Below are 26,226 nucleotides of genomic sequence, written 5' to 3' on the forward strand. Positions count from 1 at the left end.
TATGATTCTCATCAATCATCTGCATGGGGAGCAAATCCCCAAGCGATTCTCAGCCTGCTGTGCAGCTCGCGCACTTCGGCCTGCGTAACTCCAAGAGCCTTAAACAACTTGCCCGGAGTTTTATTTTCATGCTGTGCGAGACAGTTTTCAACCTCAAGAAGCGTAATCCTGCCATTCTCATCTGTCCAAAAAGGAAAAATCCGGCAATACAAGGGCCGGACTTTCTTGGGAATAACACACCCCTCGCTACCAAGAAACAAACATTTTCCACCGGAGTCAACTGCCAGTCGATAATGAGTTCCTCCGGGAGGAAGAAGCTCTTTTACAGTCCTGCGTTGTCCCGGGAATAGTCTGAGCATATTCTCAATAAAAACAGGTGTATTTACCTGCAAGGCAAACCCACCGAAATCGGGAACGCATTCCATAATGCGTTCCCGTTCATATTCAGAGACAGGGAAGCAGACTTCCTCGGTCCCCGGGGTCAATTCACAACATGTCGGCCCCTTGGCACCGCATCTGGCACATACAAAAGGATCGCTCATGATAATTAAAGACTCCCGGTAAATTTATTAATCGTCCTCAAGACACATTTTCCCGTATCCCTTACAGGGAGGAATGGGATAATCGCCGTTGAAGCAGGCAAGGCAGTAAGAATCTTTGTCTTCCACTGAACTAAGCAGACCGTCTATGGACAGATAGTGCAGGGAATCAAGACCTAAGAAACGTGCAATTTCCTCTTCAGTGCTGTTGGCGGCAATAAGTTCGCCCTTGGATGAAAAGTCGATACCGTAATAACATGGGTTGCGTATAGGAGGACAACTTACCCGCATATGAATTTCACGGGCACCAAGTTCACGAAGTTTTTTGACTCTGGTCCGGGTGGTTGTTCCACGTACAATGGAATCTTCCACAATCAGGATCTTCTTGCCCTTGATCATGGATTTTACCGGATTTAGCTTAACCCGTACGCTGAAATCGCGCATATCCTGTGAAGGCTGAATAAAGGTACGGCCTACGTAATGGTTACGGATCATGGCAAGTTCGAGCGGTAGACCAGATTCCTGAGAATAGCCTACTGCGGCATAGTTTCCGGAGTCAGGAAACGGCATGACAAAATCAGCATCCACGGGTTGTTCACCTGCCAGAACAGCCCCCATTTTCTTGCGTCGTTCATAAACAACTTCACCAAAAACAGTGGAGTCAGGACGGGCAAAATAGATCAGCTCAAAAATACACTGACGCTTGGGAGCACTTTCGCAATAAGTATAGGAAGTGAGCTTTCCGTCTTCCACAACTACCATCTCTCCGGCATTGACGGGACGAATTTCCTCAGCATCGATGAGATCGAAAGCACAAGTTTCAGAGGCAAATACGTAATTATCGCCCACACGACCAATAGCAAGCGGCCTGAATCCATTAGGATCTTTTACGGCGATAAGCTTATCATTAGCCATAATCAGCAGGGAAAAAGCACCCTTAACCTTACGGCAGGCCTTCATGACCGCGTCTTCAATGGTATTACCATTAAGATGCTTGGCGATCAGGTGAACAAAAACCTCGGAATCCATAGTGGTCTGAAAAATAGACCCCTGTGCCTCAAGCTCTTTACGCAGTTCAAGGGTGTTTACGAGGTTCCCGTTATGGGCGATTGCCAGATGCAAATCACCGAACTTGACGAGAAAAGGCTGGGCGTTCCTGATCAAGGAAGCCCCGGTAGTGGAGTAACGAATATGCCCGATACCAATATCGCCTTTAAGTTCCTTCCCGAGATGGCGTTCGTTAAAGACATCGGCCACAAGCCCCATGCCCTTCTGTTCACGGATAGTTCCGCCATCCCAAGTCACGATCCCGGCAGACTCCTGCCCGCGATGCTGCATGGCGTAAAGGCCGAAATAAGTCATTCTTGCTGCTTCAGGGTGTCCATAAATCCCAAACAGTCCGCAATATTCTTTTTTCATTTTTCCTTTTCCCGAAAAATGCCTCCGGCGGCTTAAACCCTTTTGCAAAAGGGTTTAAAAATCCCAAAACCTTTTATTAGGGCTTCGCCGCTTGAAGCGATAATTGTTACTATCAAAAAAGGAAAAAGGACCGTAGCTATAGCTCGGTCCATTTTCCAATTAATTAACTTCTTACATGTTATGGTAGTGCTGCAAGCACTGCACATCAAGTCCTTTGCCACGTTGCTCCTCAATTGCCAAACTCATGGCATTGGCGCCCGTGACAGTCGTTGTATATGCCAGTCCGTGAAGCAGGGTAGTCTGCCTGATTTCTTTGGAATCAGTAACTGTCTGCTTGCCGGAAGGCGTATTTATAAGCAAGTCGATGTCACCGTTCTTGATATAATCAACAACGTGTGGTCGACCTTCATTCACTTTGAGAATTTTCTTGGTAGCGATGCCCTTCCCATACAGGAAGTCAGCGGTTCCTCCGGTGGCCAGAATCTTGAAGCCCAAGTCTTCAAATCTTCTAGCAATAGGCAAAACTGCTTCCTTATCACGATCCTTGACCGAAATAAAAACAGTTCCCTCAAGAGGCAGCTTAATGCCTGCACCCAGTTGAGCTTTCATAAAAGCAAGGCCGGGAGTATAATCCATCCCCATAACCTCGCCGGTAGAACGCATTTCAGGCCCAAGCATGACGTCCACATTAGGAAATCTATTGAAAGGGAAAACCGCTTCTTTAACGGAGTAAAATCCTTCCTTACGCATAGACCAAGGATCGAGATCCTTGAGCTTTTCACCGAGCATGACCTTGGTTGCCATCTTAGCCAGCTGGATACCGGTAGCCTTGCTCACGAACGGAACAGTACGGGAAGCACGGGGGTTTACTTCAATAATATAAACATCACCATCTTTAACCGCGAACTGGATGTTCATAAGGCCGACAATTTCCAGCTCTTCAGCAAGGGCCACAGTCTGACGTTCAATCTCAGCCACGAGCTCATCGCCCAAAGTATGCGGAGGCAGTACGCAAGCGGAGTCACCGGAGTGGATTCCAGCTTCCTCAATATGCTCCATTACCCCGGCAACATAGGTCTGGTCGCCATCTGAAAGAGCATCAACATCCACCTCAACCGCATTCTCAAGGAATTTGTCGATGAGGATGGGGTGCTCTGGAGAAACAACCGCAGCTTCGCGGAAATAAGTATCGAATTCCTCGTCACTGTAAACAATATCCATACCACGTCCACCAAGAACGTAAGAAGGACGCAGTACCAGCGGATAGTCGAGACGCTCAGCAATGGTCTTGGCGTCGTCAAGGGACATGGCAGTTCCGTTAGGCGGCTGTTTGAGATCAAGCTTCTGGAGCAATGCCTGAAATCTTTCCCTGTCTTCTGCACGGTCAATTGCGTCAGGTGAAGTACCCAAAATGGGAACCCCGGCCTTGAGCAACGGAATAGCGAGGTTCAAGGGAGTCTGTCCACCAAACTGGACGATGACACCTTCAGGCTTTTCAAACTCGATGATATTGAGCACATCTTCGTAAGTAAGCGGCTCAAAGTAGAGTCTGTCAGAAGTATCATAGTCAGTAGATACGGTTTCCGGGTTGGAGTTGACCATGATCGATTTCACGCCCATGTCTTCCAACGCGAAAGCGGAGTGACAGCAGCAATAGTCAAACTCAATGCCCTGCCCGATCCTGTTGGGACCGCCGCCAAGAATCATGACCTTGCGCTCCTTCATGGATTCTGCTTCCTGACCGGACTCATAAGTGGAGTAAAAGTAAGGAGTGTATGCTTCAAATTCAGCAGCGCAGGTATCAACCAGATAGTAAGTAGGAATCAGACCGAGATTCTTCCTGAATTCACGGACATTCTTTTCGGACTCACGCCACATGGTTGCCAGCTGCGGATCGGAATAACCGTATTCCTTGGCTTTCTTGAACATGGCCGCAACCCGCTCATCACCGGAATACAAACCGTTCTCAAGGGAGAACTGTCTGAGTTCTTTTTCAAAAGTAACAAGATCTTCAAACTGGTGCAGATACCAGGGATCAATCTTGGTAATGTCGAAAATTTCCTCAAGGGTCATTCCGGCAAGGAAAGCTTCCCGTAGGAAAAACATACGCTTGGAGTTGGGCTTGCGGATCAAACCGACCAATTCATCACGGTCGATATCACTGGGTTCGAAAACCTTGCCGAAGCCGGGCATGCCTACTTCCAGCGAACGAAGCCCTTTCTGCAAACATTCTTTAAAGGTCCTTCCGATTGCCATGGTCTCACCGACACTCTTCATGGCAGTGGTCAGGTAATCTTCAGCACCGGGGAATTTTTCAAAAGTAAATCTGGGAATCTTGATCACGCAGTAGTCAATGGTCGGTTCAAAAGAAGCCATTGTCTCGCGAGTAATGTCGTTGGGAATCTCATCAAGGGTGTAGCCAACTGCAAGCTTGGCTGCGATCTTGGCGATAGGAAATCCGGTTGCTTTGGATGCCAGAGCGGAAGAACGGGAAACACGCGGGTTCATCTCAATGATTGCCAGCTCACCATTTTCCGGGTTGATAGCAAACTGTACGTTAGAGCCGCCGGTTTCAACGCCGATTTCGCGCATAATGGCGAGTGAGGCGTCCCTTAACATCTGGTATTCAACATCGGTCAAGGTCTGAGCCGGTGCAACAGTGATGGAATCACCGGTATGCACGCCCATGGGGTCGATGTTTTCGATTGAACAGATGATTACGCAGTTATCCTTGCGGTCACGCATGACCTCAAGCTCGTACTCTTTCCAGCCGAGGATGGACTCCTCAAGCATGACTTCGTTCTGAAGACTGGCGGAAATACCCTGCATGGCGATATCTTCAAGATCTTCCATGTTGTAGGCAACACCGCCACCGGTTCCACCAAGGGTGAATGCCGGACGGATGATGATAGGAAAATCAATTTCCTTACCGCAACGGCGGACATCATCAATGTTGCGGGCAATTCGGCTGGTGGGAACCTTAAGGCCGATTTTTTCCATGGCTGCACGGAAAAGTTCACGGCTTTCAGCTTTTTCAATAACATCAACAGATGCACCGATCAGCTCCACACCGAATTTTTCAAGCACACCCTGCTCTGCAACAGCAAGGGCGGTATTCAGTGCAGTCTGTCCACCAAGCGTGGGCAGCAGTGCGTCCGGTCTTTCTTTTTCAATGATTTTGGCAATGGTGCCGGGTTCGATGGGTTCAATGTAAGTTCGATCCGCTAGAACGGGATCGGTCATGATGGTTGCGGGATTTGAGTTAACGAGAATAACCTCGTAACCTTCTTCCTTAAGGGCTTTAAGAGCCTGAGTCCCGGAATAGTCAAACTCGCAGGCCTGACCAATGACGATCGGCCCGGAGCCGATAAGCATAATTTTTTTGATATCAGTGCGTTTAGGCATGAACTCCACCCAAAAATGGTTTGAGATATTGGCGTTAAGACTTGTGAAGAGACAGAAAGACATAAATCATTACTCGCAGATGAGCAAGCAGAGAGTTGTCTACCTTATTTGTATGATAATCTCCTCGTGCCATTGACAAAATACACAACTGACTTTAAATTTCAATTGCAATGAACGTAATGACAAACACAGAAAACGCACGACCTCTCTCCAGCTATAAAGGCGGAATGTCGGTCAGGGTAACCGGATTTGAAGGTGGAAAGTGCTGCCGTAGCAGACTCCTTTCCATGGGCATAATTCCGGGTACAATCGTGGACATAATTAGTGGTCACGGTCGTATGAATGTCCGTGTGCGCAGCTCGCAGTTTGCCATTGGACGTGAAATGGCCAACAAGATCATGGCCATCCCTGTATGCGACTGCAACAAATGCAGTGCATTTTAGTATACACGCAACTAAACTTTTCGCCAATTCAATCAAGAGGATTTAGTCATGGGTTCTGACGCAAAATGGCAATCTCTTGAAATTCTTGCCAACAACGGCTCATGGTTTTCTCTCACAATTCTTGAGATGAAAAAAATTCATGACCGCCTTAAGGCTTCGCACGGTGTCTGGTCCAACACTCAGGACACAGTAGAGACCATGAACTCCCTCAAAAACTACAAAGATTTCGTCGAACGCACTGAAGGCCGGGTTATCAATCTCGTAGTCAATGGTACGGACGTTCCTTACGACCTGCCTAAAAAGACCAAAGCATAATTAATTTCACCCTGCTTACTTTTATTTGCCTTCCCCCTGCTCTTCTGGCATTTTCCAGCCATGAGCAACACAAAATCCACAGAAGAAAGAATAGAAAGCCTTGAAAGCGCACTAGCTCTTCAGGACCAGACCGTTGAAGAACTGAATAAATTCATCATCGCCCAGCAAAAACAAATCAACGAGCTTGAGAAAAAGCTTGAATTCATGGTCAGGCAGATGAAAGACCTCAAAGAAGCCGTGGACTATGCCTCTCCGCAGGATGATGTTCCACCGCCCCATTACGGACAGGTTTAATTTAGATTCGCAAACTAGCCTCTAAAATAAGAATGTAAAAGGCCAGCCTCGTAATGAGGCTGGCCTTCTTAGTAAACCGTTAATCTATTACAGGGCGTCTCAAACGACATCCTCAAACTATCTGCCGATACCCAGATCAATTTCCATATCATCCGGGGCCTTCATTTCCACTGCATAATTTACTGAATATTTTCCAGCAGCAGGAACTTCTACCAGCCACTCAAAATTATCATCTTTAATCTCAGCCTTGGGTTTAGTTATAATTTCCAGCTTAATTCGCTTATCACCGGATATTGGAGCAGGCTCCTGCACCAGTACTTTAATCGGAGATTTGCGGCTGTTTTCAAGCTCAAGTTTGTACTTCCAGCTGTAAGTCTGCTTGGAACTGAACATACCCTGCTCGCCTGATTTCTTCTCTACAGTTTTGCGCTCAGCTTTAAGCATGGGATCAGAGCCGAAGAAAAGCTTCTTCTCCTTACCGGAAAAAGAAAACCGTTTCTTTCCAATCATGGTTCCTTCCATGAACATGAGAGCAACTCCAACCGGATAATCTTTTGCTTCAGCAAGCAGAGTTTTAGCAGAAACAAAAATATCAGGAGTAAGGGAAGGACGGGCTATGAAAGAGAATTCAGATTTCCAAGTCTCACTCTCCACCGCATATTTCCGGGTACTACCCGCAGGAATGGATTTCTTGCCCATCTCCCACAATGAATAAGTAGCTTTACTAACCCGCTTGGGAGCAGGGCTATAAGACACACCACTCCCTGCACTTTTAGCCATGGAAGCGGACTCCATGGCCATATTCATTTCATCCATGACATAACGGCCCACGACCGGTTCCGGCTCAGGGCGGGGTTCAATAATCCAGATATCAAGCTGCGGCGGGGAGATTCTGGAGCGTTTTTTTACTGTTGCAAGGGCTACATCACAATTTTTAAAATCCATGCCGCTACCCTGACGAATTTCCGCTTCAAAGGTAAATTGTACCTTTCCGGAACCGGGAAATGCATCAAGCTTGTATTTTGGAGTCCACCCGCAATTGCCCAGCATGTAACCTATTTTAAAATCGGCACTCTTAGCACCCTTGGAAACTATAGAAACTTTCACGTTCCAAACCAATTTGCCGCCACCGGACATTTCCTCCAACTGTCGCTGCAAATCGTTGATAAGTTCTTGCAGCTCATCAATCTTGACTTTGAGTTTTGCAGATTCAGTATAAAGATTGGAAAGATTGCTGACCACCAGCCCAGCAATTTTATTTAAATCTGCTGGCTTAATCTGCTGCTCACTTCCTCTCTCCTTCCAAAAAACGATCCCGCCATCTATGGCCTGTTTCTGGGAGATTACGGTATTCCTCTTGAACTTCAACTGATCAATCTTTTTACCAAGCTCAATTGCAGCTGGAGAACGAGACAAATCACTCCGGCTCCATGAAACATCATTGATAGCTACTCCCTTGCTCAGAGAAGCGATGGTAAATGTATCCGGCACTGCCTGCCCTGACAGGGTAAACAGAACGTAGTTGCCATTCACATCATTCTTAATGTTCGCCTTCACCTCACTGCTGAAATCTGCACCGGACGGATAAAAAACCACCCTTTGCCCGGATGCAGCCAAAGCTGTGCCGCAAAACACAACCAACAAAAGTAAAGTCATACATATCATTTTTTTCTGCAAATCATCATCCTCGGTTAGCAGTCAATAAAAATCTTGATTCTGCATCATATCAGAGATCAATCAGATTCAACAACACTCAATCATATCTAATTAAAAATATTTAATCACCCCTACTGACGGCTATTAATCCTTTGCCCTACTCGACAATTCATCCTTTTTGATAAATACTCCATGCCGTTAGTATTAAATTTATTCACTACAATCGGAGCACAAAAATGAGCAAAAAACTCTCCCTGCTCGTCTGCGGCGGTGCAGGATATATCGGCTCACATATGACTAGAATGATTGCCGAGGCCGGACATGAAGTAACAGTCTTTGACAACCTCTCCACAGGCCATGCACAGGCACTCAAATGGGGTAAATTCGTACAGGGCGACCTGCGCAACCCCGCTGATCTTGAAAAGCTGTTTGCTGAAGGATCATATGATGCTGTTTTTCACTTTTCCGGGCTGATTGTAGTCAGCGAATCCGTAGAGAAGCCCTTTGAATATTACGACAACAACGTAACCGGAACCCTCAACCTGCTGCAAGCCATGCGCAAACACGGCGTGGATAAATTCGTATTTTCATCCACGGCTGCGGTTTATGGTGATCCGGTTATGGATATGATCACTGAAGAGCATCCCCTTAAGCCGCTGAATCCTTACGGCAGGACCAAACTTCAGGTAGAAGAGATCTTACAGGATTATGCTGTTGCCTACGGTCTTGATTCAGTCTGCTTCAGATACTTCAATGCTGCCGGAGCTCACCCGGACAGCATCATCGGGGAAGCGCATTTACCTGAAACACACCTCATTCCCAACATTCTGCTCAGCAGTATAGACGAAGGACGCAGGCTGAAGATTTTCGGCAGCGACTACCCCACCCCGGACGGAACCTGCGTGCGCGACTACATCCACATACTGGACCTCTGTGACGCACATCTCAAAGCTATTGAGTATATGAACGACAACAAAGGCGCACATTCCTTTAACCTCGGAAATGGCAAAGGATTCAGTATACTTGATGTGATCAAGTCTTCCAGCGAAGTAATCGGGCACGAAATTGAATTCGACTACGAACCTGCAAGGGCCGGGGATTCACCCAGACTGGTAGCAGACAGTTCAAAGGCGGCAGAACTTCTGAAATGGACCCCGCAATATGCAGACCTGCGTGAGATCATAGAAACAGCTTACCGTTGGCACAAAAATCCTGCTTTCTAATCAGTTTAGTTAATACAAAAGAAGAAGCTGGAGTTTACGTTAAACACGTTAACTCCAGCTTTCTTTTTTCTAAAATTATAGATCTAACGGGTGACCAATAAAATATCCTGATGATTCATCGCCTTACGGCCACACCAGTTACCCAAAAGGATTTCTTTAACCTTAAATTCTCTCTGCTCAAACATATTCAAGGCAAACGTTTCATCATAACCCACCGCATCCATGGGGTCCTTGGGATCAGCGGTGTAGAATATCCCGTACTTGAAAAAATCATGTGTGCTCTTACCCTGATCCATCAAAGCATTGGAGTCATCATTAACCAAAAAGAACGTCGCAAAAATACGCCCTTTGTCGGTCAGAACCCGATCCATCTCCTTGATGTAATTCATGATATCTTCCGGCATCATATGTGTGAACACGGAATTAAGCATAATCAAGTCAAAGCTGTCATCTTCATAGGGAAAAATAAAATCAGCTGCCTTGATTTGAGCATAGGGATTGTATGTTGAATTAAAGATATCAACCAGTTGAAACCTGAAATTAGGAAACTCCGGGGTAATATTATCCGAACACCATTTAATCCCCACAGGAAAGGTATCAAATCCTTCATACCCCCCCTCTTCTGAAAGATATTCCAGCAACGGAAAAGCCAAACGACCTATTCCACACCCGATATCCAGAACTTTCTCATCCGGTTGCAGGTCAAGCTTATCCCGGCAGAAGCCGATCATCTTGTTCCCCACAGCACGGAAATCTCCCCCACCGAAACAAATATGCAAATCCTCTGGAGGATCAGAAATCTTAGTAATATCTCTCATGGTCCACCGCTTACATCTGGTTCAAACAATCATCGCAGACTTCGCCTTCGGGTGTTTCCACGGGAGCAGCTTTGGCAGACTTTTCCAAAATCATATCCACCATCTTTTCAAATCTTTCAGCAGGCAGGTAACCACGAATGGTTACACCATTAACCAAGAAGGTGGGAGTAGCATCGATTTTAAATTCGCCGGCTTCTTTCTCGTCAGCCAGCAGGAATTCCTGCAACTGGGCTGAATTAAGACTTTTCTGAAGCTGGTCCGGGTCAACGCCTATTTCAGTCAGAATTTCTCCTAGAACAACACCTTCTTTATCTTCATAGATTTCTTTCTGGCGTTCAAAAGCAAGATCATGAAATTTATATGCTTTATTCTTATCAGTCAGGGCAAGAGCTTCAAAAATAAGTGCCAGTTCACGGGATTGTTCATGCATGGGCAGGTGCTTAAAAACCAGCCTGTATTTTTCCGGCTGTTCAATCGCCAGTTTGCTTACAACCTTGGCTCCCTTGCTGCAATAAGGGCAAAGAAAATCAGAGTATTCCACAATTGTCACCGGGGCAGAAGGATTCCCAAGCATGGGTCTTTCAGCCCAGATACGAGGCTTGAAAGGATTCATAATTTCAGCTTGAAGCATGGCTTCGCGCTTGAGTTTCTCACGCTGGTCAATACCCTCTTCAACTATCGTCAGCATATCCACACTATTTTCACGCATGACATCAAGCACAATCTGAGGATTCTCGCGTATTGCTTCGGTAATCTGTTCCTTGAGCATCTGTTTATTCACACAACCGGAAGCCATCACAAGTAAACACAACACAAGTAAAATTCTCTTTAGCATAGTACCCTCTTCAGCTGTAATTCAATAAAAAACCTCCATACGGTCATACCGAGGAGGTTTTTGATAATCATAAGTTCAAACAGGCTCGAAACTATTCAACCCCAAGTCCCCAGACATCACTAAAAGAATCGTCTCTTTTATCAACCTTTTCACAAAAATCTGAATGAATAAAATCAGGATCCATGGTGGGAACCGAAGGTCCGCCAAAAGGAGAAGTCACGATATCATACATACCTGAAACAACACGTCCTCCGGCATAGGCAAAGCCCACAAATAAACCGCCTATATAACCAGCGGCTTGCTGTGCAGGTTCATCATTTTCAGCAGCGAGATCAACAGCCTGATTGGGGATCTCCAGCGGCGCGCTCAAAATATTAGTCATCCCCCGTCCCAACTTACGAGGCGCACGATCAGAATAATTCTCTTCGTTTCCCACATAGTTTGCTGAGTTAAGGGAGCAGCCGCCAAGCAGCATTGAAGACAAAACCACTGCGACAAGCAATATTTTTACAAATATTTTAGATTTAATCATTTTATCTCCTGTTCATAAATATATGCCCCCGCTCCAGTTCTCTGTCAAGACTATGCGCGTATTTACAGGGCCAATAAAGGATTCTGAACAGAATTAGAACAAGAAAGGCCGCCCCATCGGGACGGCCTTTCAATATTTTATTTACTGGATTCTTACCACTGCTTCTTACGCTGCTCTTCAAGAGCTGCGTCCTGTTCTTCAAAAGTAGCAAAACCGGCATGATGCATGGCATCTTCAACGGTCTGGTTCCAATTCCAAGCAGAATAGATGACAGGTTTGTGGAAAGTACCGCGAAAGGTATCCATTTCCTGCCTGATAAAATCTTCTCTGGGAGAATCCAAGTTGTCGCGGAGCTGCTCGTTAAGTCTTCTGATTTCGCCTTCATACCAGTCTTCAAGATCCTCAGGGGTCTTGTACTTTTTGATGATGTGGCTGTAACCGTTTTCTTCCATGAGCTTGGCAAGGCGCTCAAAATGACGGGCCCTGATCCACTGTCCCAACTCACTGACCTTGATATTTTCCGCTTCAACCGCAGCCATATCAAGCTTGGTCTGGAGATAAGTGTCAGGAACAACAGATGCGGAAACAATCCCGGCAATGCAGACAACACCGCGCAGAATGACGCTGTTGGAAACACCCTGACCGCAGAAACCGATCTTCTTACCGAACTTCTGCCCGGTAAAGATTGCGGAGAGAATGGCCCAGACAACAGCTGGATCTTCTTCATCATAGATGTGCTGAAGACTGGAGTTATCCCGGTCAGTACCGAGAACCAGCTGAGTCATATCATTGGAACCGATGGAGAATCCGTCGACTTCCTTGATGAATTCCTTACTGAGTACGGCGTTACTGGGAATCTCAGCCATGAGGATAAGCTTCAGGCCGTCCTTGCCGGATTCAAGATTATGCACCTGCGAGAGGTAACGTTTCATGCTGCGCGCTTCTTCAATGGTCCTGACAAAAGGCAGCATGATATGCAGATTTTTACCGCCGAATACGCCACGCGACAGCTTGAAGGCTTCCAGCTCCCAGTCGTGGATGTTTCGGGAAACACCGCGATAGCCGAGCATGGGGTTGTCTTCGTGATGCTCAAAAAGCAATCCACCGAGAAGGTTGTGATATTCGTTGGTCTTGAAGTCGGTAGTTCTGTAAACAATATCCTTGCCGTAGAAAGCCATGGCGAACAGAGCCAAGCCCTGAGACAGGGTCTGGATATAGTTTTCCTTACCGGTTCTGAGACCACGGGATTTAATAATATCTGCTATACGCTGGCGAAGAGTGGTAACCTCGTCCATTTCGGATTTGAGACCCATTTTAAGGGCCACTTCTTCACGTAATGCTTTAATTTCATTAATATAATCTAAAACAACAGGATTCTCTTTGGCTTTAGCAAGCATCTCAGGCAGTTCATCAAGAGATTCGGTACGCTTATAGATGAACTTGGAGTCTGCATGTTCACCGGCATGAATACCGAGAACACCACGCAGATGCTCCTCAATATTAACTGATGTCTTGAGTGCATAGAGACTTTCAGTGGCATGCTCAAGATAATGGTCAAGCTTCTTATCAAGTTCGCGCAACTGACGATGCATGGCCAAAACTTCTTCAGTGCCACGTGCGGTGTTGGCGTTGGCCATGGAGTCCATGTCCTCAGTCAACCCGGTCAATGCACCCACATACTCCCTGAGATTAATGTTCAGGGAAATAAGTCCGGAATCAAGCTGGGTCTTCATGACCGTAGTCAGCCTTGAATCCAGTTCATCAAGCTTATCCTGAACCAATTTATCAAGAGTTCCGTTATCGTAAGCTTCAAGAGCCAGCGGATGCACGCCCACGTTGCCGAGCATAAATTCAGCACGCAGCAGGCCGACTTCAAAATCAGGAACTTCTCTCAAACGGGAAAGGAACAGAGACTGTCCCACATCCGCAAGAATAAGGCCGACTTTAGTCTTAGTGGCTGGAAGTTCTGCGATATTGATAGTTCCGCCAACCTCAATAAGAGGCAGCACGCCGCGATAAACCTTACCGCGTGAACCGTCGACAGTGATTTCCTGCCCTTCAAGGGAGCGGATAATTTCCAGTCTCTGGATACCGATGATGGCCGGAATTCCCAGCTCACGGGAAGTGATCGCGGCATGGCTGGTGTCACCGCCCACATCCGCGAGAATGCCGGAAGCAATACGCATCCCCGGAACCATATCCGGGTCGGTACGCTCAGCCGCAAGAATATCGCCTTTGTGGATTTTGTTCAGCTCAAGAGCAGAACGAAGGAACTTAACTGTGCCCTGCCCTGCTCCGCGTGAAGCACCGTTACCTTCGAGAACAACTTCGGCCTCTTCAAGCTCCTTGGGATCAACCTCAAGTCTACGCATGAAGATGGAATCGGGATGCTGCTCAAATTCTTCATTCCAGCGAGTTTCAGGACGGGCCTGAACAAACCAGAGACGGTCAGCCGCATCAAGGCAGAACTCGGTATCCATGATCATACCGCCGTATGCCTCACAGATAGAGCGTACGCCTTTGGCTACTTCCTCTGCCTGTGCAAGAGAAAGTGCCCAGCGGTACACTGCACCGGGCTGAACCTTCTCAACCTTGGTTCCGCCCTTCTCACTGTAGACTATCTTCTTATCCTTGCTACCCATGTTACGGACAACAACTTCAGAACCGTCATCGCGCTGAAATACGTAAAATTTATCAGGGGTGACCATGCCGCCCACAACAGCCTCTCCGAGACCATAACTGGCATCTATGGAAACAAGATCTTTACGATCTGTTCCACGGCAACCGGTGGAAGTATCCGCACTAAACGCGGTACCGGAAATAACCGGGTTGATCATGCGCATGATGCACACGGAAAGTGAGGTATTCTCGATGGCCCATTCAAGCTTCGCATTCTCGGCAATGGAGGCATCGCCGGTATTCTCAGCAAGAGTAACAGCATCAAGAATAGCTTCACGGCGGTAGGTCATGCTGCGCAGGTTATAAGCGGATGCGCAGTCCCAGTGATATGCTTCGGCACAATTATCGTCGCCGACAATATTAAGATAGGTATCCTGAAGTCCGGCAAAGGCCTTTTTACGACTATCTTCACCGGCTGCGGAGGAACGGACAGCAACAGGCTCATTCTCAAGTCCTGCATCCTTGCATATTGAAAGATAAGCTTCCTTAACTGCGTTTTCGACTTCTTTAGGCAGTATAACCGAAAGAATCGCACTCTGAACAAGTACGGATCTTTTACGCAGCTGGTCAATTCCTTCAGGAGAAGTGGCGAACCCTTCAACAACGTTGTTGATAAAAGTACGCAGCTGAATCTGCGTTTCAGTATGCTTACCCGCTTCTTTCCTGATCACCAGCGCGATAGAACGGACAAACTTCTGTAAAAATTCACTGTCGCTGTTAACTTCTTCACTGCTCCAGTCCACAGCATTATATTCACTGTCTACAACAGCTCGGACAACACTGGCGTGGACCTTGGTCTCATCAAGAAGTTTATGGAATGCAATAGACGATACGGCTCTAAACTGGGGTGATCTGATGCCTTCGACCTCACTGATCAAAGCGGTATTATAGTTCTTTCCGCCGACCAGTAATTCTGCATCTTCGCCGATTTTAACGATATCGGCACCGGTTAGAATCAGCTTTTTCTCAAGCTGTTTTTTAGCCTGGGACTTCTTGGGAGCTGCGGTTCCCGCACCTTTAGCGGAAACGGCTTCTTCCGTCTTACCAGCCATCACTTCCTCCTTACACATCATTAATAAGATATGCCTTTGGATTTTAATATAAAATCCGGGTAAATAAGATAATCAGTAATCGAAAAGAAATTAACAGAATATAAACAGACATAGCACCCTGCTCAATAAAAAGACAGGGGTGCCAACAGTAATGATACTAATTCGAGCGCAAACGGAAGAACTCCGCTGCATTCCGGGGTTGCCGTAGTCGGGTGAAAAGCTTCCCTTCATTTCACCCGGCAACAAAAAATGAATTCCTCAGCAAGGCCTGTATGTCAAGAAAAAACAGTACCTAACACAGTTATAAAGGCATTACAGAACCGGAATAAATCTCGTGCTGCTCACCATTATGATCAACGACAAGACCTCCATCAGAACGCAGACCGCAAATAACACCACGGTCAATTCCTTCAGGACCGTCAACAATTCGTACTTCCTCACCGAACCAGACCAGCCGATCCGCAAGCTCGTATAGAAAATCATCAGTATTCTTCATGGAGATAATATGCTCAAAATTACCCCTGAAATACTTAATCAACTCAACCCATGTTTCCAAAGGACCAAGTTGCATTGTATCGGTATTAAGCTTTCCGGCGGGAACAGCATGATCAGGCCGGAGCAGGTCACGAGACGGAGCGTAGGCCAAATTAAGCCCAATTCCGACCATAGTCGCATTTCCCCGCTCCTCGATAAGAATACCGCCAGCCTTCTTCCCATCGATCAAAATATCATTAGGCCACTTGAGTTGGACTTCCACGCCGAGATCACGCAGACCGTTGCAAGTCAAGTAGCCAACAATAAGAGGAAGAATCCGGTTCCAGACAGGACGAACTTCACCGGGCTTAACTTCCGGCAACGCAGGCCACTTAATTGTACCGTACAAATTTCCTGGAGGGGAAATCCACTCGCGGCGCACTTGTCCGCGTCCGGTGTTCTGCTCAACTGCCAGCACGCTTCCCCATTCCGAAAGATCTTCAAGCGCATTGAGTCGCCATGCAACGTCAAGACTGGAAACACAAGAACCGCAAACCGCAACAGGAACGCCGGTTCGCGAACCGGATATCCATGTTGAATAGGTCCTGTACTCGGCATCTTCGCTGTTCCAGGGGCCGAAGCTTTCAATATCCCGCGCCCAAAGGGGATGGGACTGAAAAAGATTTTCCGGAGTCGTCTTGGGAAGAGGGCTGGGGTCCTTTCCGTTGATAATGGTAATTCGTGTAATCATGCTGCACTATCCCATGTTCTAAGGCTGGTTGACAAGGTTAACCCTGTTTTTATTAATACTTTAGCTTAATTATATTATTAACCAAAGCCAGCACGATGTGCAACTTCTTTTCATTCTTCACTTTACGCAGCAGATGGTGCTTTGTAAGACGTTTGGCTATTCTGTTTTTGAGGACTTGATCTCCCTGATCATATCGATGAGTTCCTCTTCCACATCATCTGCTTCGCTTTGGTCAATGGCATCGGAAGACCGGGAATCACGGGTAATGGCTGCGGCAATCTTGGTTGAAATGGCTGTAAGAATCCGTTTTTTCGCATCATCTCCGGCAATAGCCAGCAGAATACCCAGTTTATAATAACCGAGCTTGCGAAAAACCAGCTTCAATGTTCCAAGATCCACAAATATAATATCTTCAACGCCTTCAAGCTCATCAATGGATTTGCGCTTACGCTTGACCTCTTTAAAATACTGGGCCCCTTTCTTTTCGACCCATTTGGAAGTGGCTTCCTTATGCAGCATGCAGATTTCTTCAGGAAAATCGCCCACCCCTATCTTTTTATAAAGCATCTCAGGTTCGGAATCCACAATAGCTGAAAAATCATAAATATCGACAAAATCGGAGACAAACACCTTACCACTGAATTTATTGATATCTTCAGAAAGATTCTCCGCAATGACAAGAAAATCATCAGGATTAGTGATACTAAGATAGGTCTGCGATGCAATTTTATTGACCGAAACCATATTAAAACCGATTGCAGATTTGAGATGGCGGTCAATTTCTAGCTGCGGAGCATTGGTAATTTCAGAAAACTCTCTGGACAATTCCTCTAGGGTTATGCCGATAGGTGCATCCTCGCTTTTAGGAGCGGTCTGAAAAATACGATGCTTCATATGTAGCAAGCGACAAAAAGTCAGCCAAGAATTATCACTGCGGCTTTCTGAAATAGCACGGTCAGCCCGTGCAAGACGAGAAGCTAAAACTCTGGTTAGGTGAAAGACCGTGGGATGGCTTTTTTTGAGCAGCAAGAGTATCAGCCGTGCAGTCAGTTCCAGCAAAACACACTCTGAGGCCGCCTCTGCTCCGGCAACCCTTTCGCATTTCGAAATAATAGCCATCTCGCCAAAAAGTTCGCCCGGGCCCAAGGTAGCAAGTATCTGACGTTTTCCTTTAATATTTTTAACAATATTAACAGAACCGGACTGAATCAAATAAGCAACATGCCCCTTGCCTCCCTCCCGAAAAATGACCTCGCCTTTGAGAAACGTTTTTGACTGCGGCTTGACAGATGCCATACTATTTAACTCCCTTTAATTTACGGACAATATCAAGGAGTTCATCGCAATACTCAAGAACTTCGGAATCATTGGCATCGCGGGCAACAGGAGGCTCGCGCAACAATATCTGAGCGACTTTCTTACCTATATTGCGTTTAAGCTTATCCTGCCCCTGCTGATCCATAGCAGAATAAAGAACCGAAATATTATGATAATTAAATCCTTCAAGGGCTTTTTTAAGAGTTGGATTATCAATAAAGATAATATCTTCAACAGACTCAAGATCTTCCAGAGCCTTACGCGGCCTGCGGAACTTTTTGAAAAAATTGGAGTCCTTGCCCTTCCCCCACTCTATAGCCTTTTCACGGTTAAAAAAGAGTAAATTTTCAGGCATCTCTTCTTTAATGACCTTTTTATAGATCTGCTCCGGGGTACTTCCAGTTCTTTGAGCAAGATCGCTGAAGCTCATGAAGCTCATACGCTGATCTACATTTGCGCCCAGCTCTCTCATCTGCTTATAAAGATTGCGTAAACTGGGCATAAACTGCTCAAAATTCTTGATATTGATATACCTTTCAACAAACGCGCTTTTATCGCCCTTTTTTACACTTTTCATATCAATCAGGCGCAGCTTGAAAACAGTTTCAAGAAAAGCTTCAATTTCAAGATTCGAAAAGACAGCCAGATTCTTTACCGTTTCAGTATAGGACTTAACCGACAAACCCATTTTATAATTATCAATTTCTTGCTGTTTATTGCGGGGAATATATGCAAATTCCCGGTAGGCAAGATCAAGGATGGTAGCCAGAGCAAGAAATGAATCATTTTGCTCCGATCCAGAAACTTTCAAGTCTGTAGCAGCGACTCGCTTAGCAAGCAGTTCCAACATCTTACGCACGGTCTCAGGCGACAACCTGAGCAGCTTATTCATCATCTCTTCAGTCAGAACCACCAGCTCACAAAAACTGGAAGCCTCAGCACTGGCTGTGCGTTTCTGGTTTGCCAGAAGAGACATTTCACCAAAGATATCACCTCGGCGCAGGGTAGCCATGACCGTCTTTTTTTTGTCGATAACCTTGAAAATATCAACACTACCAGACTTGATCATGTAGGCAATCTTGCTTTCCTGCCCTTCGTGAAAAATAACCTTACCCTTGTGGTAGGTCCGAATACTTGGTGCTGTCCTGACAATCATCTTTAACCGTACTTAATTAAAATGAATTTTTATAAATATTACACATTACGGCGGAGCTTAACAAGCCCTACCACTTTCTTAACCACAAGCGGAAACAACCCGAGCAAGGCAAAAGAAATCAGAACGCCCGGTTGTACAATTCCAGCCAGAGACTCAATGCCCCCAAGCTCCTTTCCTGCATTAATGTAAACCATTGTTCCGGGTAGCATTCCTACTTGCGATACCCAATAAAATGTCCTCAATCTTATGGGCGTCAATCCCATTACCAGATTAATAGCCACAAAAGGAATCACCGGAATAAGGCGCATGGTAAAAAGATAAAAAGCCCCTTCTTCCTCAATGCCCCGGTTAACCTTATCCAGCCGATCACCGAATTTCTGTTGCACGTAATCCCTGAACAGGTAACGTGAGAAAAAACAAGCCAGTGTAGCACCAATGGAGCTGGCAAATGAAATAGTCACCACTCCCACTGTAAACCCGAACATGGCCCCACCGGCAAGACCTAATACGGCTGCTCCGGGCAAATTCAAACCGACAATAAGAATATAAGCCAGAAAAAAAGAAGAGATTGTAAGCAGTGGGTTTTGATCGTAAAAGACTTGAAATTCCTGACGCGAATTTTTCAAGTATTCAAGGGTAAGGAATCTGTCCAGATCAAAAGCGAAAAAAAGAACCGCAACCACAGCAATAAATATGAGTATCAGTATTTTATTTTTCATTGATCATACGATAACATCAACACCAAATTAATCAAGAACTCATACCAGTAACAAGCTGCTAGCAGCTGCCACTATAAAAAGACCATAAATGACTAATAAAAAAAGTAAATTAAAAATTCTTATTGCCGGAGGATCGGTTCGGGATCTGCTGCTTGGCAAGAGCCCGAAAGATGTTGATTATCTTATTGCGTCCGGCTCTGCGGAAGATTTTATTGCTGCTTTTCCAAAAGCACGTCCTGTGGGCAAATCCTATGAAATTTTCTATTATAATGGCTTGGAATTCTCCTTACCAAGAGTGATGGGAAAGAGCATAGAGGAAACAATAAATTTAGACCTGCAAGCACGGGATTTCACAGTCAACAGCTTTGCATTGGATGAAGAAGGAGAAATGTACGCCCACCCGCAGGGATTGGATGACTTGTGTAACAAAGTATTGCGGCCTTCCTTCACCGACACATTCAAAGAAGACCCATTACGTGTGTTCCGGGCAGCGGCCTTCATGGCCCGTTTCCCTGAATTCTCCGCCCACCCCGACTTAATCATGGAAATGAAACGCTGCTCTGCAAACGGCTGGCTTGAAAACATTGCCCCGGACCGTATCGGAGTTGAATTGCGTAAAGGATTAAACGGTGCCAAACCGGGAAATTTTCTACGTTTGTTGATAGAAGGGAGCTGCCTTGAACCATGGCTTAAAGAATTTTGCGGGGCAGATGAAATTCCTGCTGGTCCGCCAGAGTATCACGACAAATCCGTTACCGGACATACGGCGCAAATAATGGATAAAGTAGCAGGCAATCCACTGACCTGCTGGATGGCCATGTGCCATGATCTGGGCAAAGTGCTAACACCAACAGACATATTACCCTCACACTACGGGCACGATAAAGCAGGAACCGCCCCGGCAAAAGAACTGGGTAACAGACTCATGCTTCCGGTAAAATTCATCCGCGCCGGGGAGACCGCTGCCCTGCTACACATGAAAGCAGGCAACTATAGAGAGCTCAGGCCCGGAACCAAGGTGGACCTACTCATAAAATTGCATGTCTCCGGTTTACTCGAAAACATGATCACTCTCTGCCATGCGGACAGGGAGGAAGAAGCACTAAAACATGCCCCCGCAGACTTGGCAGAGATACTCAAAGTGTCCCTACCAGCCCATAAAAGAAATCTCGGTAAAGAATCAGGAGAAAAGTTGCGCAATATGCGGGCCATGAGAATCAAAACCATCAGCAGTAACAGAAAATGGGCTTAGGCCCAGTTCTTTATCCAAAACATTTACCCCATTACAAAAAAAGCACCCCGTACGCTTTTACCGCACGGGGTGCTTTTTTTGATCTATTGAAAAGATATATATTTAACTACTGGACACTAACTTTAGCCGTACAAGCCAATTCAAAGCCAGAGGCTTTCACCACTATTTTTTTAGGGTTCGAACCAACAGGACGAGACTCATCCTTGAGCCGTTGCAGTTTAGCGGTCTGCATATAAATTACAACTTTATTGCCAGTCCACTTCAGATATCCGGGAGTATAGTACAGAGTTTTAGATTCACCGGGAGCAACCAACCCATTGGTTTTATGCGTAGTTCCTTTCACCGCAGAAGGGATAGACAGGTAACATGAACAATTGTTCTCAACTTCAATCGGAATAAAATCTTCAGCCAGAGCTGTGGCAGCACAAAACAAAACGAATAGTAATGTAAACGACAAGACTTTCTTCATCTAACACTCCTTCGGATACCTTTAAAAAAATTTAACAACACCCTACAAGAAGAAGCATTACATGCTTATAAGTGATTATGCAAAATAAAACTAATAAAAGTGAACAATAGCCATCACAATTTAAACGTCAATCGACTACTCAAAAAGATACTTGTATTCACTGGCCACTTTGTCAGTTTTATTCATTAGTGCAGCGGCATCGTTTTCTACATTGCGCGAACTTACAAGACCAAGCTCCTGCTTAAGATAAAAAGGAACAACCTCTTCACTTTCCGCAAAGGTCCAGACCACGGAATAAACAGAACCTATCTCAGGCCTTTCGTTAAATTCACTGCGCGATTCAACATTGATACGTACAGCTTTTGCGTCAGTGCCGGACAAGTCAAAAAGAACTGATTTCCTGAATTTTTCCTTTAACCTCAAGGCAAGAGTCCCGCCAAGCACATCATTCCCACTGTGAATGACGACAACTGGAATGCCTTGTTTTTCAGCACCCTGCTCTACCTTCTCAACAGGAACAGGTTTACTTTTTGAATCAGGTACAGCTTTCTTTTCTTCAGCGAAAACAACCGTTCCAAGACACAACACAAGCATCAGAATCAATATAGAACCAAATAATTTCTTCATGACAACTCCTTATCAGCGTTCTTTCGCAACTCCCCAAGCAAGGCCCTGACCCGAACTTTATCGCGGGTCCAGACCTGTGAACAATACCCGGAAATATAAGATGCAACTTCCTTACGCACAGGCAGGTCCGGGAACTGCGGGAAATCAATATCTTTAATTGTAATTACAGTAAAAGCCATTTCATCATCAATCACTTTACATTCCGGTCCGATACATCCGGCAATATTCTCTTTGTGTACAGATTCAGGATCAAGTGATTTTGTGAATTGTAAAACATCCGAAGCTGTAACGTTCTTGTTTACCTTTTCGATCTTGATATTGATTTCTTCAGCCATCCTGAAGAAGTCCTCACGGTTCACGGTACGCATTTTACGCCCATTTCCATCATCCTTGATCGAACCATGCATATATTCGTCAATAGCAATGGCAAGCATATCGTAGGCAATACCTAACCATTTGGTATATTCGCCCCTGCCCGTAAATGCAAAAGGAGGCTTATCCATAATGGGAGCGCATTCCACCCCGGCGGGAGAATAAAAACGGTCCCTGCTCATTCCGGTACAAACCCAGAAATCATTAAATCCATCAGGGCCAAGGCATATTTTTTCCATCAGGGCACAAGCCTGAAAAACCTGATACAATTTAACGTGAAGCTTCTCCGAAACCTCATGGAAAAATTCAAGAGCATCATCCACATCAACACGGGCACCAAAAAAAGAATCCGCCATATCGCTAAGGACTTCATCCGTCAAAGCGTCGGTTAAATCTTTAAAATCAGCCATAATATTTCCTTCAATAGAACAGTTGAAAAACTTTATACGGAAATTTTTTATTTCCGCCCTATCCTTTTGTTTTACAGGTTTCCAGGACAAAACAAGCATTCAACCCGCAAATGAAATTACTAATTAACCTTGAGAGTGCCATATAATTGAATTATACGCTATGGGCACGAGTATCATCAAGTCGAAGGATCAACAAAGCGCGAAGCGCATCATCTACATCAGACATACTGGAGGGAGTATGCTGCTCAATGAACATTTAAGTAAAACCTTACTCAAAGAGGCTGCCGGACTTCCCGTACCTACCGGGGTGAAAATCACTGAGAAAGATCTTCCCGGACTGGAACCATACTTCCCCTTGCCATGGATTCTCAAGGCACAGGTACCCGTAGGAGGCCGAGGTAAGGCCGGAGGTATTCAGAAGGTTGATTCAAAAGAAGAATACGAAAAAATCGCCCGTGAAATCCTCAGCATGGAAATCAAAGGCAATAAGGTCCCCTTCCTGCGGGCCGAGCCTGCGGTGGACATTCGCAAAGAATTTTATCTTTCCCTAACTCTCTCCCGCCAACGCCGCAAGGTCATCATGACAGTGGGACGCGAAGGCGGAGTTGAAATTGAAAACATGGGTCCTGAAAACCTGCTCGTTCAGGAAATCAGCCTGCCCGGCGGCTTACAGCCCAACCAGATTCGCGCCGCGTTCTTCCACATTGGAATCGCCAAAGAGCTTTTCAGCGATTTCAGCAAGATCGTCACCAATCTTTATAATACCATGCTCGACCACGGCCTGCTGCTGGCAGAGATCAACCCTCTTGCCCTGACCGGATACGGCAAATTGCTCGCCCTTGATGGTAAAATCGAGATGGACGACAACATCGTCGACCTCAACCCCGCACTTGAAAAATATTACCAGCCTGAACACTCCACTCCGGTGGAAAACATCGCTCGTGACGCCGGGATGAGTTTCGTTTCCCTCAAAGGATGGGTAGGACTTATTGCCAACGGCGCAGGTCTGGCCATGGCCTCCATGGACGCACTCAACTTTTCCGACCTTCCGGCTGCCAACTTTCTCGATCTTGGCGGTGCTGCGGATCAGAAACGGATTGAAACCGCACTGCGGTTACTCTTCGATGATAATCAGGTCAAAGCGATCCTGATCAACCTTTTCGGCGGCATCCTTTCCTGCGAACTGGTTGCTAATGCCCTCGTTGCTGCCCTCGGCGGCAAGGAGCCTGAAAAGCCCATCGTAGTGCGCATGTCCGGTAACAGCGCGGAAGTAGGTCTAGAAGTCCTCAAGCAGGTAAAAGGTGACAAGCTGCACCGGGCCAGAAACATGCAGGAAGCCCTCGACCTGCTGACTAAGCTCAAGCCTGCGGATACGCAGAAAATCGATTTCCCTGACCCCATCGCTGCCATGCCTGATTCCCGTCCCAAAGATGTCGGCTATAAATCTCCGCATGAATTTGGCATCGACAAGGATACCCCCATCCTCGTGCAGGGTATCACCGGTGCTGAAGGCCGCTTGCATACCAAACTAATGCTTGAATACGGCTCCAACATTGTTGCCGGGGTAACTCCGTTCAAAGGTGGGCAGGAAGTTCTCGGCGTTCCGGTCTATAACTCAATCAAGGAAGCGCAGCGGCATCATGAGATAGGAGCCAGCATCATTTTCGTACCGCCCAAGCTGGCAACGGATGCCATCCTTGAAGCGGCTTCCTGCGAAGTTCCATGGGTTGTCTGCATCACCGAAGGTATTGTGCAATCTGCCATGCTCAACGTGCTGGAGCAGGTCAAAGGCGGCAAATCAAGAATTGTCGGCCCCAACACTCCCGGCCTGATCGTACCCGGACAGACCAAAATCGGTATCCTGCCCACCACCCCGTTCTCACCCGGTCCGGTTGCGGTCCTTTCCCGTTCCGGAACCCTGACCTACGAAGTTGCCGATCGCCTCAATCAGGTGGGCATCGGGCAGTCTCTGTCCATCGGAATCGGCGGTGACTCATACATCGGCACCACCTTTGCGGACGTTTTTGAGATGCTGCGCAACCACGATGAAACAAAGGCTGTCATGGTCCTTGGTGAGATCGGTGGTACCGCAGAACAGGATCTTGCTGATTATGTTATTGAAACAGGATTTGACAAACCCGTACTTTCCTTTATTGCTGGTCAGACCGCGCCTCCGGGTAAACGTCTGGGCCACGCAGGTGCGATCCTCCAAGAAGGAACCGGGGTACAGGGCAAGCTGGAAAAAATGAAAGCAGCTGGCTTCACAGTCTGCCCCAGCCTTGAGGCTATCCCGCAGCTTACCGCAGACGCACTTGGAATTAAATTAAGTGAATAAAAACATATGCTTTTTTAACAGCAATAAAGCCTGGGGCGGCGGGGAGAAGTGGAACCACCACTTTTCCCTGCTCCTCCGGGATCAAGGTTACAACGTATTTGTAGTAACCAACCATAAATCCGAGCTGAAAGCCCGCCTTGAAAACGAACCAGGCATCACCCTGCATAGTGAGCCGATCGGTAATCTTTCCTTCTTAAATCCCATTCTAATGGGCCGCTTGAAATCTTTTTTTGAAGCCCACAACATCCAGACTCTGATCACCGCCCTACCTTCTGACCTCAAAAGCGGAGGCATTGCAGCCAAGCGCGCCGGAGTTAATCGCGTAATTTACCGTCGCGGAATTGCCGTTCCAGTAAAGGATTCTTTACTCAACCGCTACATTTTCAAGAACGTTGTTGACCGCTTAATCGTCAACTCCTTTGAGACAAAACGGACCGTTTTAGCTAACAATGCTCACCTGATTGATGAGAAAAAAATTCGCCAAATCTATAATGGATTTGACGTAGCGGCATTCGATAAACAGAATTTCTCCCCGCTTTACACTCCCGAGAACGGAGAAATTTTAATCGGAAACGCAGCCCGTCTTACCGCCCAAAAGGGCCAGAAGCATCTCATCGAAGCCGCAAAAATCCTCAAAGAAAAGGAATTAAATTTCAAATTTCTCATCGCGGGCAAAGGCGAAATGGAACAGGAATTAAAAGATTACGCCGCAGAACTGGACGTAACCGACAAAGTTTTATTCCTCGGTTTCATCGAAGACATGAAATCTTTCCACGCTTCACAGGACATTTTCTGCCTGCCCTCCCTCTGGGAAGGATTCGGTTATGCCCTTGTGGAAGCCATGACACTTGAAAAGCCCGTAGTAGGTTTTAACATAAGCTCCAATCCTGAAGTTGTCGCTGACGGCGAAACAGGGATTTTAGTTCCTGTTGAAGACACTGAGAAGCTTGCTGCGGCTTTGGAAAAGCTGATTGTAGATGTAGAATTGCGCAAGAAAATGGGTGCTGCCGGACGTGTGCGGGTTTTGGAGAATTTTAATACTCCGTTGGTTTTGCAAAAATTAATCGAGGTTGTGGAAGAGTAATTCAATTTTAATTGATTAAGATAGGAAACAACAAAAACCCCCTGCTGCAT

At 46.3% G+C, this 26,226-nt stretch carries 22 protein-coding genes; 7 read left to right on the forward strand and 15 right to left on the reverse strand.

All coding sequences use genetic code 11. The features are described from left to right. Positions 1-11: 11 nt before the first annotated feature. The 3 genes from D0S45_14965 to D0S45_14975 form a co-directional block, all read right to left on the reverse strand. Complete coding sequence (locus D0S45_14965) at positions 12-542, reverse strand: YkgJ family cysteine cluster protein (protein TIH13362.1); 531 nt, start codon at positions 540-542, stop codon at positions 12-14. A gap of 27 nt (positions 543-569) precedes the next feature. Next, the gene (locus D0S45_14970) at positions 570-1,958 is read right to left on the reverse strand and encodes an amidophosphoribosyltransferase (GenBank protein ID TIH13363.1); all 1,389 of its coding nucleotides are present in this window, start codon (positions 1,956-1,958) and stop codon (positions 570-572) included. 171 nt (positions 1,959-2,129) lie between these two features. After that, entirely contained in the window at positions 2,130-5,363 is a 3,234-nt protein-coding gene (locus tag D0S45_14975) for a carbamoyl-phosphate synthase large subunit (GenBank protein TIH13364.1), read from the reverse strand. Between the two features lie 170 nt (positions 5,364-5,533). Here D0S45_14975 and D0S45_14980 point away from each other — a divergent pair, with 170 nt between their 5' ends. From D0S45_14980 to D0S45_14990, 3 genes are read left to right on the forward strand one after another with little or no spacing between them, the layout of a single operon-like run. Further along, on the forward strand, positions 5,534-5,806 hold the full coding sequence (locus D0S45_14980; protein TIH13365.1) for a ferrous iron transport protein A: 273 nt from the start codon (positions 5,534-5,536) through the stop codon (positions 5,804-5,806). Between the two features lie 48 nt (positions 5,807-5,854). Then, positions 5,855-6,121, forward strand: a complete 267-nt coding sequence (locus D0S45_14985; protein TIH13366.1) for a hypothetical protein — start codon at positions 5,855-5,857, stop codon at positions 6,119-6,121. Positions 6,122-6,181: 60 nt separating this feature from the next. Beyond that, positions 6,182-6,415, forward strand: a complete 234-nt coding sequence (locus D0S45_14990) for a SlyX family protein (GenBank protein ID TIH13367.1) — start codon at positions 6,182-6,184, stop codon at positions 6,413-6,415. A gap of 117 nt (positions 6,416-6,532) precedes the next feature. Here the strand turns inward: D0S45_14990 and D0S45_14995 are convergent, their stop codons facing one another. After that, positions 6,533-8,092 carry a mucoidy inhibitor MuiA family protein gene (locus D0S45_14995; protein TIH13368.1) on the reverse strand — a complete coding sequence of 520 codons (1,560 nt, stop codon included), beginning with the start codon at positions 8,090-8,092 and terminating at the stop codon, positions 6,533-6,535. A 215-nt stretch (positions 8,093-8,307) separates the two neighbouring features. On the opposite strand from D0S45_14995, the gene galE reads away from it, so the two are divergent. After that, entirely contained in the window at positions 8,308-9,294 is a 987-nt protein-coding gene (galE, locus tag D0S45_15000) for a UDP-glucose 4-epimerase GalE (GenBank protein ID TIH13369.1), read from the forward strand. 83 nt (positions 9,295-9,377) lie between these two features. On the opposite strand, the gene D0S45_15005 is transcribed toward galE, so the two are convergent. The 8 genes from D0S45_15005 to D0S45_15040 form a co-directional block, all read right to left on the reverse strand. Beyond that, a complete protein-coding gene (locus tag D0S45_15005; protein ID TIH13370.1) occupies positions 9,378-10,112 on the reverse strand; it encodes a class I SAM-dependent methyltransferase in 735 nt (244 codons plus the stop codon). Between the two features lie 10 nt (positions 10,113-10,122). Continuing rightward, a complete protein-coding gene (locus tag D0S45_15010) occupies positions 10,123-10,947 on the reverse strand; it encodes a disulfide bond formation protein DsbA (protein ID TIH13371.1) in 825 nt (274 codons plus the stop codon). 91 nt (positions 10,948-11,038) lie between these two features. Then, positions 11,039-11,479 (reverse strand): exosortase system-associated protein, TIGR04073 family, encoded by a 441-nt coding sequence (locus tag D0S45_15015; protein ID TIH13372.1) that lies wholly within the window; start codon positions 11,477-11,479, stop codon positions 11,039-11,041. A gap of 152 nt (positions 11,480-11,631) precedes the next feature. Then, entirely contained in the window at positions 11,632-15,210 is a 3,579-nt protein-coding gene (locus tag D0S45_15020) for a phosphoenolpyruvate synthase (protein ID TIH13373.1), read from the reverse strand. Between the two features lie 301 nt (positions 15,211-15,511). Further along, positions 15,512-16,435, reverse strand: a complete 924-nt coding sequence (locus D0S45_15025; GenBank protein ID TIH13374.1) for a biotin--[acetyl-CoA-carboxylase] ligase — start codon at positions 16,433-16,435, stop codon at positions 15,512-15,514. A gap of 156 nt (positions 16,436-16,591) precedes the next feature. After that, positions 16,592-17,731, reverse strand: coding sequence for a Crp/Fnr family transcriptional regulator (locus D0S45_15030; GenBank protein TIH13375.1), 1,140 nt, complete (start codon positions 17,729-17,731; stop codon positions 16,592-16,594). A 1-nt stretch (position 17,732) separates the two neighbouring features. Beyond that, positions 17,733-18,908, reverse strand: a complete 1,176-nt coding sequence (locus D0S45_15035; GenBank protein TIH13376.1) for a Crp/Fnr family transcriptional regulator — start codon at positions 18,906-18,908, stop codon at positions 17,733-17,735. A gap of 38 nt (positions 18,909-18,946) precedes the next feature. After that, positions 18,947-19,627 carry a TVP38/TMEM64 family protein gene (locus D0S45_15040; protein TIH13377.1) on the reverse strand — a complete coding sequence of 227 codons (681 nt, stop codon included), beginning with the start codon at positions 19,625-19,627 and terminating at the stop codon, positions 18,947-18,949. Between the two features lie 88 nt (positions 19,628-19,715). On the opposite strand from D0S45_15040, the gene D0S45_15045 reads away from it, so the two are divergent. After that, complete coding sequence (locus D0S45_15045) at positions 19,716-20,879, forward strand: polynucleotide adenylyltransferase (GenBank protein ID TIH13378.1); 1,164 nt, start codon at positions 19,716-19,718, stop codon at positions 20,877-20,879. A gap of 106 nt (positions 20,880-20,985) precedes the next feature. Here the strand turns inward: D0S45_15045 and D0S45_15050 are convergent, their stop codons facing one another. From D0S45_15050 to D0S45_15060, 3 genes are all read right to left on the reverse strand, one after another. After that, on the reverse strand, positions 20,986-21,348 hold the full coding sequence (locus D0S45_15050) for a hypothetical protein (protein ID TIH13379.1): 363 nt from the start codon (positions 21,346-21,348) through the stop codon (positions 20,986-20,988). Between the two features lie 135 nt (positions 21,349-21,483). Next, positions 21,484-21,975: a hypothetical protein gene (locus tag D0S45_15055; protein ID TIH13380.1), complete on the reverse strand. Its 492-nt coding sequence runs from the start codon at positions 21,973-21,975 to the stop codon at positions 21,484-21,486. Beyond that, entirely contained in the window at positions 21,972-22,757 is a 786-nt protein-coding gene (locus D0S45_15060) for a hypothetical protein (GenBank protein TIH13433.1), read from the reverse strand. Before D0S45_15060 ends, D0S45_15055 begins: the two co-directional genes overlap by 4 nt. Before the next feature lie 238 nt (positions 22,758-22,995). Between D0S45_15060 and sucD the strand changes: the two genes are divergently transcribed. Then, on the forward strand, positions 22,996-25,092 hold the full coding sequence (gene sucD, locus D0S45_15065; protein TIH13381.1) for a succinate--CoA ligase subunit alpha: 2,097 nt from the start codon (positions 22,996-22,998) through the stop codon (positions 25,090-25,092). Next, positions 25,085-26,176 (forward strand): glycosyltransferase family 1 protein, encoded by a 1,092-nt coding sequence (locus tag D0S45_15070; protein ID TIH13382.1) that lies wholly within the window; start codon positions 25,085-25,087, stop codon positions 26,174-26,176. The genes sucD and D0S45_15070 overlap by 8 nt, the downstream gene beginning before the upstream one ends. The last annotated feature ends 50 nt before the right edge of the window (positions 26,177-26,226 follow it).

This window comes from Marinifilum sp. JC120, from assembly GCA_004923195.1.
Classification (GTDB): domain Bacteria; phylum Desulfobacterota; class Desulfovibrionia; order Desulfovibrionales; family Desulfovibrionaceae; genus Maridesulfovibrio.